We start from the raw sequence: 13,796 nt of genomic DNA, 5'->3' as shown, positions 1-13,796 counted from the left end.
TTTCCGCTCACTCCTACACCGGTTGCAACTGCCGGCGCGGCAGCGGCGGGAAGGCGATCGCTATCCCCACCGCACCAAGCCCGACAAGGGCCGAGCCGATGAACAGCCAAGAATAGCTGGCGTAGGCGTCGAACACCATGCCGCCGGCGAGCGGCCCGAAGGCCATGCCGATACTGGACAGCATGGTTGCAGCGCCAAACACCGTGCCGAGAATGCGCTGGCCGAAATACTCGCGTGCCAGCACGGCATAGAGCGGCATCACGCCGCCATAGGTGGCGCCGAAGATGACGGCGAGCGTGTAGAATTGCCCAAGCTGGCTGACCGCGAGATAGGCCGCGATCACCACGGCCTGAATCGCCAGCCCCGCGATCAGCACCGGCTTGACGCCCAGCCGGTCGGCAAGCACGCCGTACAACAGCCTGCCGCCCAGGCCGGCAAGGCCCTCGACGCTGTAGATCGAGACCGCCGCCATCGGCGCTATGCCGCACAGCATGGCATAGCTCACCATGTGGAAGATCGGCCCTGAATGCGCCGCGCAGCAGGCAAAGAAGGTCAGTGCCAGAATGATGAATTGCGGCGACAGCAGCGCCTGGCGCACCGACATGCCGGCGCCCTCGGCGACCGGCCCCGAGGCGTCGGTATCAGCCGCAGGCACGGGCGGCTGGCGCACCAGAAGGACCGCCGGCAAAAGCAGCACCCACGCCATCACGCCGATGTCGAACATGGCGGTGCGCCAATCATAGACCGTGATCAGCCATTGCGCGAAGGGCGAGATCGTCATCGGCGCGACGCCCATGCCCGCCGAGACCAACGAAACCGCAAGGCTGCGGTTGGTGTCGAACCAGGCAGTGGTCAGCGCGATCATCGGCGTGAAGAAGGCGCTGGCTGCGAGGCCGACAAGCACGCCATAGGTCGCCTGGAAGACAAGCAGCGAGTTGGTGCGGCTCGCCACCACCAGCGCCAGCCCGAGCAGCACAGCACCGATCATCACCACGATGCGGGCGCCGAAGCGGTCGTAGATGGCGCCCCAGGCGAAACCGCCGAGACCCATCACCAGGAAATTCAGCGTCATCGCGCTCGATATGCCGGCGCGCGACCAGCCTGTGTCGAGCGCCATCGGTTCGAGGAAGATCGCCAGCGAAAACATCGCGCCGAGCGCGACACAGGTCATCACAGCACCTGCCGCGACGATGACCCAACGATAGGAAAGGCTCATGCTTTTTCTCCCGAGATCGTTTGGACACGGCGTGACCTCTTTCGAGCTTCGTCACACCGCTTGCGTCCGAAGGACGATGTCGCTGCGTGAAATCCGACAATCCGGTTGCATTTTTTATCCAGTCAGGAAATCGCGCCACTCAATTGCTCCCTTGCATTGACGGTGCATCGTCCGAAGCTAGATTCCAACCTTTGCGACCAGGAGGCATCAGGCATGGAACTTCATCGCGGCCGTCTCATCGACCATCTCCAGCTGGTGGTCAGGGATCTCAAGGCCAGCCGTCGCTTCTACGAGGCGGTTCTCAAGGTGCTCGATATTCCGATCGGCGGCAGTGCCGAGGATTATTTCTGGGCCGACGAACTGTTCGTCTCGAGCCCCGACAGCCGGGCGGCCGTGGGCAAGCTGACCGGGCGTCATCACCTCGCCTTCCAGGCGCGGGACCGCGCCATGGTCGATGCCTTCTACAGGGCCGGCCTCGATGCCGGTGGCACGGACAATGGCGCGCCGGGCGAGCGGCCCTACCACCCCGGCTATTATGCCGCCTTCCTGCTCGATCCCGACGGTAACAACATCGAGGCCGTCTATCACGGGGCGGCCGAGCGCAGCGCTGCTTCGGTGAAGATTACGTTCTGATGACCCGGTGACGAGGGCAAGCCTTGCTTGCGATGGCATCGGATCGACTACGGACGCCTGCCCTCTCGCGTCAGCGCCGCCATCTGGCTCGCCAGGAAGTCGACGAACAGCCGTGCGCGGACCGGTAGTTGTCGCCCGAACGCATGGACGACGTGCACCGGCATGGTCGGCATCGCCACCTCGGGCAGGATGCGGACCAGCCGGCTGGCGTCGAGATCGTCCTGCACCGCAAACTGCATCAGATGCGCGATACCGGCCCCGGCAAGCGCCGCTTGCCGGATGGCGCCGCCGTCATCGGTATCGAGCCGCCCGTTCGGCACGATCACCCTGCCGTCGGCCAAGGTGACGGGATAAGGTCGGCCGGCCATCTGGTAGCGGACGAAGTCGTGGCTCTGCAACGCCTCGACCGATTCCGGCTGGCCGCGCTGTTCGACATAAGCCGGCGAGGCCACCAGCACGATCGGCAGGTTTGCGATCTTGCGCGCGACGAGTCCGGTGTCCGACAGCGCTCCCATGCGCACCGCGACGTCATAGCCTTCGCGGATCAGGTCGGCGTGGCGGTCGGTGACGCTGAGCTCGAGCTTCACCTCGCTGTGCCGAGCCAAGAAAGCTTGCGCCCATGAGGCGATCAGGCTCCGCCCGAGTTCGACGGATGCCGTGACGCGCAGCAGGCCGCGCGCCGTATCCGCCATCTGGACGATGTCCTCGGCATCATCGAGCGCTCTCAGCAAAGGCGCGACCCGCTCGTAATAGGCGAGACCTTCGCTGGTCAGTCCCAGCCGGCGCGTCGAGCGCTGGATCAGCCTGACGCCCAGCCGCCGCTCGAGGCGCGCCACGCTCTTCGACACCGCCGACGGGCTGGAGCCGACCAGCCGGCTGGCGGCATGGAACGAGCCGGCATCGACCGTGCGCACGAAAGCGACGAGACCGGCCGTCTTTTCGAGGATGGTGGTCATTTAAGAATTCCAGGCACGAAAGAACTGATCGAAGCGACCCTAATACGCTATCCGATCGTCATTAAATACCGCTCATCATCGACAAAGGAGAGATTTGATGAGCAAGCTGAACGGCAAGGTCGCCATCGTCACCGGCGCCTCCAAGGGCATCGGTGCGGGCATCGCCAAGGGTCTTGCGGCGGCCGGTGCCGCCGTGGTCGTCAACTATGCCTCGTCGCAGGAGGGCGCCGACCGCGTCGTCGCCGAGATCGAGGACGCAGGCGGCCGAGCCGTCGCCGTCCACGGTGATGTGTCGCAAGCGGCCGATGTGCGCCGCCTGTTCGAGGCGGCCAAATCCTCGTTCGGCGGGGTCGACATCCTGGTCAACAATGCCGGTGTCTTCGCGTTCGAGCCGCTGGAAGCAGTGACCGAGGCCGAGTTCCACCGCGAGTTCGACACCAATGTGCTGGGCACCATCCTGGCCATCCGGGAAGCGGTGAACCATTTCGGCACCAGAGGCGGCAGCGTCATCAACATCAGCTCGGTCGCCAGCCTCAACCCGCAGCCGAACTCGCTGATTTATGCCGCCACCAAGGGCGCGGTGGATTCGATCACGCTGTCCATGTCGAGAGAACTGGGCGCCCGCAACATCCGCGTCAACGCCATTGCCCCAGGTGGCGTCGACACCGAAGGCCTGCAACGTATCGGCATCGTCGGCAGCGTGTTCGAGAAGCAGGTTATCGCTATGACCCCGCTCGGCCGCTTCGGCCAGCCCGACGATATCGCCCGCATCGCGGTGTTCCTCGCCTCCGACGACGCGTCCTGGCTGACCGGTGAGCGCATCACCGCCTCGGGCGGTTGGAGATAACTGTAGAGGATGCGGGCCGGACCGGCCGCTTCACCCCCCGCAGCGCGACGTCGATAAAACACCGCAATCGGTGACGAGAGCGATCAGTGCCCTATCTTGCGGCGAGGGACGAGCGCCGTGCGGTACCGACGACAGCGAGAAGCCAGGGAGGTCAGGGATGACGGACGACGAAAAAGCAATCCGAAAACTGGTCGAGACGTGGATGGATGCGAGCAAGCGTGGAGACACCGCAACCGTCCTCAACTTGATGACGGACGACGCGATCTTCATGGTTCCCGGCCGGGAGCCCTTCGACAAGGAGATCTTCGCGGCGGCCGCGCGGGAGATGGCCGGCGTTCGCATCGACGGCACGAACGAGATCGTCGAACTGCAGCTTCTCGGCAACTGGGCCTTCATGCGCGGTCGCATCGATATGACCGCGACGCCGCCGAACGGAAAGCCGGTGCGTCAATCGGGATATACGCTGACGCTCCTGCGCAAGGGGGCGGATGGCGAGTGGCGGCTCGCGCGCGACGCAAACCTTTTGACCCCGCAGGGCTAGACCGGTCTCCGGCATCCCTGCACCGGAAGGCGCGCCAGAGGGAACGGTACATGGCGAAGATGCGATGCCGGTTGCCCTGAACAGCGTTCCCCTCCTCCACTTGGTCACACCGGCAAGAGGGCGTTCGGCTTGACATCGGCGATGGAGGCGAAAGTGTGTGTTTCGCGCACGCCGGGCAGTGGCAGGATCACCCGCTGCAGGAAATCCTGGAACACCGCCATATCGGCGATCCGCGCCTTGACCAGATAATCGAAACCGCCAACCACCATATGGCACTCCAGAACCTCCGGAGCTTTCGCCACGGCTTCGGCGAAGCGGTCAAAGACATGCGGCGCCGTGTGGTCAAGCCGGACCTCGATGAACACCAGCGTTCCCCGGCCGACCTTGCGCGGATCGAGCACGGCCCTGACCGCGGTGATGAACCCGTCGCGGAACAGGCGCTTCACCCGCTGGCTGGTCCCGGTCGGCGACAGCCCGACACGGCCGGCCAGATCGAGCGTCGTGCGACGCCCGTCCTCCTGCAGCAGTCGGAGCAGGCTGCGGTCTATCTGGTCGAGATCGCCCATTTCACAATCCACGCTATATCCGAGATTTTTGTGCTGATTTCACGCAGAGATACCAAAATCAACGTATTTCATCACATTAAACCTCACAATAGCCTGCGCTTCCCTCACCCGCTCAAAGCAACATGGTGAGCCGATTTCGACGAACACAGGAGTGCAGGATGACCAGGGAAGCGTTCAGCCCAGCCGGCAAGAGTGCGGCGGAAATCAGCAAGGGAGCGACCGAGATCCTGTTGCTGAGCGAAGCCGACGTGATGGCGTGCATCGACCTCAGCCAGCTTCTCGATGTTCTGGAAGACGGCTTCAAGGCGCTGTCACAAGGCAAGGTCGTCAATCCACCCCGACCGCAACTCGACATCCCCGGCGCCGGCTACAGCCTCGCCATGCCGGCCTGGATGGAGGGCATGAACCTGACCGTCAAGATCGTCAATGTCTTCGAAGGCAACCTGGCAATCGGCCTGCCCAGCCACCTCGCCACCATCAGCCTGTTTGATCCGCTGTCCGGCCTGCCGGTCTGCATCATGGACGGCACCTTCATAACCGCGGTGCGAACCTCTGGCTCCGCAGTGCTGTCGGTGCGCGCGCTTGCCCGCCGGGATGCCAGGATCGCGACAGTGGTCGGCGCCGGCGTGCAGGCCAATCAGCATCTGCATCTGCTGCCGCTGGTGCGCGACTTTGCCGAAATCCGTATCGCCTCGAAGAGCTTCGACGATGCAGCCGCACTTGCCCGGCTGCATCCGTCGGTGGTGGCGGTCGCCGACCTCGAAGCGGCAGTGCGCGGTTCCGACGTGGTGTGCCTGGCGACCCATTCCTATGAGCCTGTGATCGACGCAGGCTGGGTCCAGCCGGGCACGCATGTGTCGTCGGTCGGGGTGGCGCCGCCCGACGGTGAAATGCCGATCGACCTCATCGGCAAATCCAGTCTTTTTGTCGAGACCAGGGATGCATTCAAGCCGACCCCGGTCGGTTCTTGCGAGCTTGCTGGCTTCGACCCGGATTTCGGCACCGAGCTTGGCGCCATGCTGCTCGACCGCGCACCGGGCCGCGTTTCGGATCAACAGATCACCACCTACAAGGCGATGGGCATTGCGATGGAAGACATGGTCGCCGCCGACCTCGCCTATCGTTGCGCCCGGCGTCTGCGCAAGGGAAAGCTCATCGTGCTTTAGGCGCGTGCCGCGAGCCACGCGGGATCGACGTTGCTGACAATGGCGCTTCGCGGAAGCGGCCCCTCAGGCCGGTTCGCGCTTCAGCGCCTGCGCCATGCAATGGATGCCGCCGCCGGTCTTGGAGATCTCGCTCATGTCGACCGCCGCCACCTCGAAACCTCGCGCCTTGAGCTGGCCGATCAGTGTCTGGCTCGAGGTCGGCGCGATCACCCGGTCCTTGCCGAGCGACATGAAGTTACAGCCGAGCGCCATCGTGTCCTGGAACGGCACGTCGATGATCTCGTGACCCTTGCCCTTCAGCCAGTCGACGATGCCCGGCTCGGTGCAGGCGAGGCAGACGGCCGTCAGCTTTTCGGCGATCGGCACCACCATCAGGTCAATATGGACGTAATATTCGTCGATGAAGGCGATGCGGGTTTCCCAGCCCTCCTTGTCGAACCAGGCCTGCACCTGGCGGGCGCCCTCCTCCTGCGTGCGGGCGCCGCCGCAGCCGATCAGCACCACGCCGTCCTCGATGACGTTGAAGTCGCCGCCCTCGAACGTGCCCGCCGTGACCATATCGTAGATCGGGATGCCGAGTTTTTCGTAGGTGCGGATCGCCGCGTAGTTCTCGCCGCGCCGCCACCAATTGGCCATGGCGGTGATGAACGCGCCGTAAGGCGTCATGACGCTGGAATCGCGGGAATAGACCTGCATCGGCAGTTCCGGCGTCGGCTCATGCCAGTGGATGTTGACGCCGAAATGTTCGTAGGCGGCGACCAGGTCCTTGTGCTGCGCCTGCGCGATCTGGACGTTGCAGGGCGCCTCGCGCAGATGTTTTCGCGACAGCGAGCTGGTCGAGAGATGACGCAGGAAATTGGGCGAGCCGAGCAGCACGTCGGTAAGCACATCGGTCTCGTTGGCGAAGCCCCAGTTAGTCAACGGCTTGGTGCCGCCAGCCGGGTTGCGGCGCTGCAGCGAAAACGGTTCGGCGACAATGCGGTCATGAACGGTCATGGGTTTCTCCTCGTGAGGCAGCATGTGATTGGTTGCTTGGGATCCACCAGTCGCGTCCGCGCGGGGTGGTGACATATTCCGGCCAGCGAAATCCGATTGGCGGCTCGTAGTCGCAGAGCGGCGCGATCCAGTTCGACCCGCCGACGCCGCCGCCGGTGCGGCTGACGAATTCATCCATCGCCGCCTCGCGGGCGGCTTCATCTTCCAGAAGGCGCAATGCCGCGAGCGCGACGGTCTTCGCCGCGCAAGTGACCATCGGATCGATGGTCTCGGGAATGCCGCCCAGCGCGTTCATCGCCCAGGACGGATAGACGTGGCCGTTCTCCGAGCGCAGCGCCGGGCGGGCGACATAAAACCTTGCCGTCGGCGTATGCCACGACATGTCGGTGTAGTCGTCGGACGTCGAATTCACCTGCGACGGCGCCAGGTCGCGGCGCAGGATCGCTTCTGCCTCCCTAGGCTCGATCAGCCGCTCCAGTTCTTCGATAAAAGGCTCCTCGCTGGCCAACCCGCCGGCATTGATCTGGATTTCGCGGGCAATGGTCTTCGCGGTCTCGTCCCAGTGCGGCGGACCGACCGCCGACAGCGCCCCGTAGGCGATCGTTGCCATGGCATGGTTGGCAAGCCCCGGCCGCGACTTCGACACCCAGTGCCGCTCGTGGCGGCAGCCGCTCATCCTGGCGGCCGCCTCGGCGTTGCGGTCGAGCACGGCGGTCACCTGTTCGGCCATGGCCAGCGTCGGCACGCGGATCATGTACTGGATCTCGGCGAGCCCCGCCGGCAGATTGTCGGCCGTCGCCTGCCCAGTCGTCAGGATCGCTTCGCTGATCGACCAGCCGCCCTGATGCGGCAGCATGGAATCGCGCAGCGCTTTCGACGCCATATACATCGTGAACAGCGCGTCGTTGGCGCCAGGCGCCCGCACTGCCGAATGCGCTTGCGGGATCGGTGCGCCATCGCTTGCGCGAACCCAGTTTTCGGGTTCGTCGCAGATGAAGCGATAGATCATCGCATAGGCCGCGCCGCAATGCGTGTCCCAGCGCGCCGTATTGCAGAGCGGCAGCATGTAGAAAGGGTGGAAGGAGATCATGCCGGCAAGGCCATTATAATAGCCCTTCGCCGCATGGATCGGCTTCGATCCCCGCACCTTTTCGGCCGGCTCGCCGGTGAAACGCAGCGTGCCTGATATGTCGTGGCGCTGCATCGCGGCCTTCACCGCCAGCAGGCCGCCAAGACTGGCGATGCCGAGGCCCGAATGCGGGTCGGTGTGGCCGCCGGCCTCGCCGCCGAGGCCGGGCCGCGGCCGTTTCACGGTCGTCGCATCCTGGCAATTGCCCGGCACCGCGTCATATTCGGCGTACATGCCGATGGTCGGGCCGGCTCCATTGGTCCAGTGGGCGCAGAAAGCGGTCGGCATGCCGCCCGAGCCTTCCTCGACGGAGAAGCCCTCATATTTCAGCCGCTCGACATACCAGGCGGCGGACTGGTATTCGCGCCAGGCGGTCTCGCCGAAGTCGAAGATGATCCGCGTCCATGCCGACAGCAGCGGCTGGATGTCGTCCAGACAGGCAAGCGCGGTCGCCTGAGCAGGGGTCATCGGTTTCTCCATCCGTCAAAGAAAGCAGTGAAGCGCCTCGCAAGAAAGTGATATGTTTTTCCGGCTCATGCAAATTCGGTTCACCTGAGGCCTCTTGCGAATACCTTCCACCCAGGCGCTGCGCGCTCTCGACAGCTTTGCTCGCCACGGCAGTGTCTGGCGCGCCGCCGATGAACTGCACCTCACCCGCAGTGCCGTCAGCCACCAGCTTCGCCTGCTCGAACGCGACCTCGGCTTCGATCTCCTGCAGCGCATCGGCAAGGGTGTGGCGCTGACGCCGCGCGGCCAGCGCTACGCAGACGATGTCCGCAAGGCGCTGACCGTGCTTGGCGACGCGGTGACCCAGAACAGCGGCGCCGGCGTCGGCGGTTCCTTCGCAATCTCCTGCCCGCCAGGCTTCGCCTCGATGTTCCTGTGCACCCATATCGGTGAGTTCCAGCAGATGTATCCGGATGTGGCGCTCTCCATCCTGACGCCCCGACGCCTGGACGACGTCAGCAATCCCGACGCCGACGCCTTCATCGCCTTCGGCGTCGGCAACTGGCCGAACCGGGCGGTGGAACTGCTTTGCGAAGTCTTCTTCACGCCGCTCTGCAGTCCGACGCTGCTCAACAAGGTCGGCGGATTTTCCAAGCCAGCCGACGTACTGCGCGCCAATCTGCTCCATCTCGGCGACACCGAGGACTGGGCGCGCTGGCTGGCGCTCTCCAAGGTCGAAAATCCCGATACCGAAGGCGGCATCTTCTTTTCCGACATGAACCTGGTCTTTTCGGCGGCGATCGCCGGCCAGGGCATCGCCATGGGCGACGAGTTGACCGGCCGCCGGGCGCTGAGCGAGGGCCGGTTGGTCAAGCCCTTCGAAGCGTCGGTCCCCTCGCCACGGTCCTATTTCCTGGTCTTCGAGCATGCCAAGGCCAGCCATCCGGTGCTGAATGCCTTCAGCGATTGGCTAAGGGCGAAGCTCTCGGAGAACAGGCTGGCGACGTATTGAGGGGCGCTGATCTCCCCCCTCGAGGGGGAGATGGCCGCAAAGCGGCCAGAGGGGGTCGGTCCGACTGGGCTCGGCCAATCTGGCTTTTCCTTAAAGAAAGAGAACGTCGCCGCTTCACGCGCAACGACCCCCTCTGTCGCCTTTGGCGACATCTCCCCCTCGAGGGGGGAGATCAGCAGCGCTACCCCATAGATGAATCAAATTTGCCGATCAGGCGAAAACTATTCGGTTGCGGTGAATGCGCGCCGTGCCTACGATTTGCACCAACCGTGAGGAACAAGGCAGGATGCAGCAACCCGGCCGGGCCGCAGAAATCAAGGCAATCGGGATCGGCAAGAGCTTCGGCTCGTTCCGAGCGCTGGACAATCTGACGCTCGATATTGGCCGCGGCGAATTCCTGACCCTGCTTGGGCCGTCCGGCTCGGGCAAGACCACCTTCCTGATGATCCTTGCCGGTTTCGTGCAGCCGAGCGACGGCCGCCTGTTCAGCGACGGCGTCGACATCACCGAGCGGCCGGCCGAGCAGCGCGCCGCCGGCATGGTGTTCCAGGGCTATGCGCTGTTCCCGCATATGTCGGTCGAGGCCAACATCGCTTTCCCGCTCAAGGTACGCAAGAAATCGGCCACCGAGATCAAGCGCCGCGTTGGCGAGATGATCGAGCGCGTCGGGCTGAAAGGCCATGAAAAAAAGCTGCCATCGCAGCTTTCCGGCGGCCAGCAGCAGCGCGTGGCGCTGGCGCGCGCTTTGGTGTTCGAGCCGGGCGTGCTGTTGCTCGACGAGCCGTTCTCGGCGCTCGACAAGGGCCTGCGCGGCCAGATGCAGGCCGAGATGAAGCGCCTCCACCAGGAGACTGGCACCACCTTCGTCTTCGTCACCCATGATCAGAGCGAAGCGCTGGCGCTGTCGTCGCGCGTCGCCATCTTCAACCACGGCAAATTGCTGCAGGTCGGTGCGCCTGACGAGGTCTATGACCGGCCGGACAACCGCTTCGTCGCCGAATTCCTCGGCGAGATCAACATGCTGCCGCTGAAGGGCGTGCGTCCGGCCGACAATGGCTCGACGGGCCTCTGCGAAGACCGAGCGGTCAACATGCACTGCAAGGCCGAGAAGGTCCGTGGCGACGCCATCCTGGCGATCCGGCCCGAATACATGTCGATCGCGCGCGAGGCGGCAGCGGGCGAGAACGGCATCGCCGCAACGGCTGTAGCCTCGACCTATCTTGGTGCTGCGACGCGGCTCGATCTCACGACTCGCCAGGGCGCCAAGGTGACGGTCTCGGTGCCGAACGAGGTAGCGGCCTCCGCACTCAGCAAGGGCAACTCCGTCTGGCTGACCTGGCCGGCCGAAAAAGGTTTCCTCCTTCCGCACGGAGGACAATGACGATTTGCGAATCTTCAAGTGATGAACCAGGGATTCGCGCTAACTACCGGAAACACCAACGACAAAAAGGGGAACTGACATGAACGACACCAAGAAACACTCCATCGAGGCCCTGTCCGCCAGGGCGGCGCGCGGCGAGATCTCGCGCCGGCAGTTCACGCAGCTTGCAGCATTTGTGCTGGCCGGCACGCCAATGCTGCTGCGCTCGACCGGCGCGTTCGCACAAGCGAAGGAACTGGTGCTGGTCAACTGGGGCGGCGACGCCATCACTGCCTATGACGCCGCCTATGGCCAGCCCTTCACCAAGGACACCGGCATCACCGTCAAGATGGACGGCTCCGGTCCGACCGAGGGCGCGATCGCGGCGCAGTTCAAGAGCGGCGCGCCGACCTGGGACCTCGTCGACGTCGATCCGTTCTCGGCCATCACGCTCGGCGCCCAAGGCGCGCTGGAGCCGATCGACTACGCGGTCGTCGACAAGAAGAAGATGCGCGAGGGCTTCGGTTGGGAATACGCCGCCTCGACCTATTTCTTCTCCTATGTCATCGCCTACGACTCGGAGAAATACGGCAGCAATGCACCGACCGGCATGGCCGATTTCTTCGACGTGGCAAAATTCCCCGGCAAGCGATCGCTCTACAAATGGGGCGTGTCGAGCTGGGAGGCAGCACTTCTGGCCGACGGCGTCGCGCCGGCCTCGCTCTATCCGCTCGACCTCAAGCGCGCGCACGACAAGATCGCCGCCTTCAAGGAAAATGTCGTGGCCTATTGGGGCGGCGGCGCCGAGAGCCAGAGCGTGCTGCTCAATGGCGAGGCCTCGATGGCGATTGTGTGGTCCACCCGCGCGTCGCTGATCGAACAGGATTCCGGCGGCAAGATCAAGTTCATCTGGGACCAGGGCCTGATCTCGCCTGGAGCGCTCGCCGTGCTCAAGAATAATCCCGGCGGCAAGGACGCCGCGATGAAGTTCATCGCCAGCGCCCAGGATCCGGAAAAGCAGCTCATCATGTTCGACAAGCTCGGCCAGGGTCCGGCCAATCCGGCGGCGGATGCGCTGATCCCCGCCGACAAGAAGCGCATCAATCCCGTCGATCCCGAAAACATGAAGAAGCAGATCGCGCTCGACATGGAGTGGTACGCCAAGAACTACGGCCCGGCGCTCGACGAGTACACGAAGATCATCTCCGCCTGATCAGGGCGGGATAATCGGACCAAGATGAGAGCATATTTCTCCGACAGGATGGGCGCGGCGCTTTTGATGGCGCCGCTGCTCCTGTTTCTCGTCCTTGCCTATGCCTGGCCATTCCTCGGCGTCGTCAAATGGAGTTTTACCCTGCCGACGCCAGGGCTCGGGCAATACAACGCGCTGCTCACCGACGATCTGGTACAGTCGGTGTTCATTCGCACATTGCGCATCGCCGCCATCGTCACCGTCGTTTCGGTCGCCGCCGCCTATGCCATCACCGTGGTGTGGGTGCGCGGCACGCCGGTGCAGCGCGTGATCGCCGAATTCTGCATTCTCGTCCCGTTCTGGATCTCGGTGCTGACGCGCGCCTTCGGCTGGGTGGCGCTTCTGTCCAATCGCGGCCTGATCAACACCTGGCTGCAATCGATCGGCTTCATCTCGGAACCGCTGACGCTGGTGCGCAACGAATTCGGCGTCATCGTCGGCATGACGCATTTCCTCATTCCCTTCGCCGTCTTCCCGCTGGCGTCCTCCATGCGCAGCCTCGACGACCGCGTGCTGCTCGCGGCGCGCGGACTAGGCTCCAGCCGCATGCGCACCTTCTGGTCGGTGTTCGTGCCGATGACACGCTCCGGCATCATCGGCTCGGCGCTGATCGTCTTCGTCTTTTCGCTGGGCTTCTTCGTCACGCCGGCGATCCTCGGTGGCGGCCGCAGCGTGATGGTCGCCGAGCTGATTTACCTCCGCATCTTCCAGAGCCCGGACTGGGGCCTGGGTGCGGCGATCAGCGTGGTACTGGTGCTGTTCGTCGGCGCGCTGATGGCGCTGCTGTTCCGCTATGTCAGGCCGAGGCAGCTGGTCTGATGCCCACCTATCGCCCCGGTCCCGTCTCACTGATCCTTGCCGCCCTGGTGGCGCTGTTCCTGCTGTTGCCGCTGCTGGCGGTCATCCCCGTATCGCTGACACCGAGCCGCATGCTGGCTATGCCTTCCGGCGAATTGTCGCTACGCCACTATCGGGCGCTGATCGAGGATCCACGCTGGATCAACTCGATCCTGCTCTCGATCCGGATCGGCATCGTCAGCAGCGCCTTTTCCACTGTGCTGGCACTCTGCTTCAGTCTCGGCGTCTGGATGTTCCAGCCGCGCTTCACCGCGGCCCTGGTCGGTTTCGTGCTGTTGCCGATGGTGGTGCCGCCGGTGGTGTCGGCGATCACGCTCTACTTCCTGCTGACCTCGATCTCGGGTTTCAGCGCGTTCTTCGGCTATGACACCTGGCTCGGCGTCGCCATGGCGCATGCGGTGATGACGGTGCCCTTCGCCACGGTGCTGATCCTGGTCTCGCTCAGCCAGCTCGACCGGCGCATCGACCTTGCCGCGCGCGGTCTCGGGGCCACGGTATGGGAGCGCGCCACGCGCATCATCATGCCCAACATCAAGTTCGGCATCGTCACCGCCGCGTTGTTGTCCTTCGTGCTCTCCTGGGAAGAGATCGGTGTCACTCTGTTCATCACCTCGGTCAACGCCATCACCCTGCCCCGGCTGATGTGGATGGGCCTGCGCGACAATATCGACCCGGCGATCGCAGCGCTGTCGGTGATCCTGATCATCATCACCGTGCTGGTGCTGGCGGTGCGCAGCGTCGTGGTCAGGCTGCGCCAGGAATAGCGGGCGGCGTCTCCATCACCGGGTTCACGCCGTGATGATCGGCGACAAGGAAA

Annotated in this window: 14 protein-coding genes; 9 read left to right on the top strand and 5 right to left on the bottom strand. The window is 64.2% G+C overall.

Annotation, left to right across the window (positions count from 1 at the left end):
* Positions 1–13: 13 nt before the first annotated feature.
* The gene (locus tag OHD62_RS22655; RefSeq protein ID WP_263787320.1) at positions 14–1,216 is read right to left on the bottom strand and encodes an MFS transporter; all 1,203 of its coding nucleotides are present in this window, start codon (positions 1,214–1,216) and stop codon (positions 14–16) included.
* Positions 1,217–1,429: 213 nt separating this feature from the next.
* Here OHD62_RS22655 and OHD62_RS22650 point away from each other — a divergent pair, with 213 nt between their 5' ends.
* Complete coding sequence (locus tag OHD62_RS22650) at positions 1,430–1,849, top strand: VOC family protein (protein WP_263787318.1); 420 nt, start codon at positions 1,430–1,432, stop codon at positions 1,847–1,849.
* A gap of 47 nt (positions 1,850–1,896) precedes the next feature.
* Here the strand turns inward: OHD62_RS22650 and OHD62_RS22645 are convergent, their stop codons facing one another.
* On the bottom strand, positions 1,897–2,805 hold the full coding sequence (locus OHD62_RS22645) for a LysR family transcriptional regulator (protein ID WP_263787317.1): 909 nt from the start codon (positions 2,803–2,805) through the stop codon (positions 1,897–1,899).
* A gap of 97 nt (positions 2,806–2,902) precedes the next feature.
* Between OHD62_RS22645 and OHD62_RS22640 the strand changes: the two genes are divergently transcribed.
* Positions 2,903–3,652, top strand: coding sequence for an SDR family NAD(P)-dependent oxidoreductase (locus OHD62_RS22640; protein ID WP_263787315.1), 750 nt, complete (start codon positions 2,903–2,905; stop codon positions 3,650–3,652).
* Between the two features lie 202 nt (positions 3,653–3,854).
* Positions 3,855–4,193: a YybH family protein gene (locus tag OHD62_RS22635; RefSeq protein ID WP_412177411.1), complete on the top strand. Its 339-nt coding sequence runs from the start codon at positions 3,855–3,857 to the stop codon at positions 4,191–4,193.
* Between the two features lie 104 nt (positions 4,194–4,297).
* Here OHD62_RS22635 and OHD62_RS22630 read toward each other — a convergent pair whose 3' ends face one another.
* Positions 4,298–4,759 (bottom strand): Lrp/AsnC family transcriptional regulator, encoded by a 462-nt coding sequence (locus OHD62_RS22630; RefSeq protein WP_095489198.1) that lies wholly within the window; start codon positions 4,757–4,759, stop codon positions 4,298–4,300.
* 158 nt (positions 4,760–4,917) lie between these two features.
* On the opposite strand from OHD62_RS22630, the gene OHD62_RS22625 reads away from it, so the two are divergent.
* Positions 4,918–5,925, top strand: coding sequence for an ornithine cyclodeaminase family protein (locus OHD62_RS22625; RefSeq protein WP_263787284.1), 1,008 nt, complete (start codon positions 4,918–4,920; stop codon positions 5,923–5,925).
* A gap of 63 nt (positions 5,926–5,988) precedes the next feature.
* On the opposite strand, the gene OHD62_RS22620 is transcribed toward OHD62_RS22625, so the two are convergent.
* Positions 5,989–6,921: a dimethylarginine dimethylaminohydrolase family protein gene (locus OHD62_RS22620; protein ID WP_263787283.1), complete on the bottom strand. Its 933-nt coding sequence runs from the start codon at positions 6,919–6,921 to the stop codon at positions 5,989–5,991.
* A complete protein-coding gene (locus OHD62_RS22615) occupies positions 6,908–8,518 on the bottom strand; it encodes an amidohydrolase (protein WP_263787281.1) in 1,611 nt (536 codons plus the stop codon). The genes OHD62_RS22620 and OHD62_RS22615 overlap by 14 nt, the downstream gene beginning before the upstream one ends.
* Positions 8,519–8,612: 94 nt before the next feature.
* Between OHD62_RS22615 and OHD62_RS22610 the strand changes: the two genes are divergently transcribed.
* From OHD62_RS22610 to OHD62_RS22590, 5 genes are all read left to right on the top strand, one after another.
* Positions 8,613–9,509, top strand: coding sequence for a LysR substrate-binding domain-containing protein (locus OHD62_RS22610; protein WP_263787279.1), 897 nt, complete (start codon positions 8,613–8,615; stop codon positions 9,507–9,509).
* Between the two features lie 286 nt (positions 9,510–9,795).
* Positions 9,796–10,890: an ABC transporter ATP-binding protein gene (locus OHD62_RS22605; protein WP_263787277.1), complete on the top strand. Its 1,095-nt coding sequence runs from the start codon at positions 9,796–9,798 to the stop codon at positions 10,888–10,890.
* Between the two features lie 79 nt (positions 10,891–10,969).
* Positions 10,970–12,082, top strand: a complete 1,113-nt coding sequence (locus tag OHD62_RS22600; RefSeq protein ID WP_263787275.1) for an ABC transporter substrate-binding protein — start codon at positions 10,970–10,972, stop codon at positions 12,080–12,082.
* Between the two features lie 24 nt (positions 12,083–12,106).
* Complete coding sequence (locus OHD62_RS22595; protein WP_263787273.1) at positions 12,107–12,940, top strand: ABC transporter permease; 834 nt, start codon at positions 12,107–12,109, stop codon at positions 12,938–12,940.
* Entirely contained in the window at positions 12,940–13,743 is an 804-nt protein-coding gene (locus OHD62_RS22590; protein WP_263787271.1) for an ABC transporter permease, read from the top strand. The genes OHD62_RS22595 and OHD62_RS22590 overlap by 1 nt, the downstream gene beginning before the upstream one ends.
* Positions 13,744–13,796 lie beyond the last annotated feature (53 nt).

Source organism: Mesorhizobium sp. YC-39 (assembly GCF_025753795.1).
Classification (GTDB): Bacteria; Pseudomonadota; Alphaproteobacteria; order Rhizobiales; family Rhizobiaceae; genus Mesorhizobium.
The sequence above is the reverse complement of the archived record's forward strand: the minus strand, read 5'-3'. Positions and strand labels throughout refer to the sequence as shown.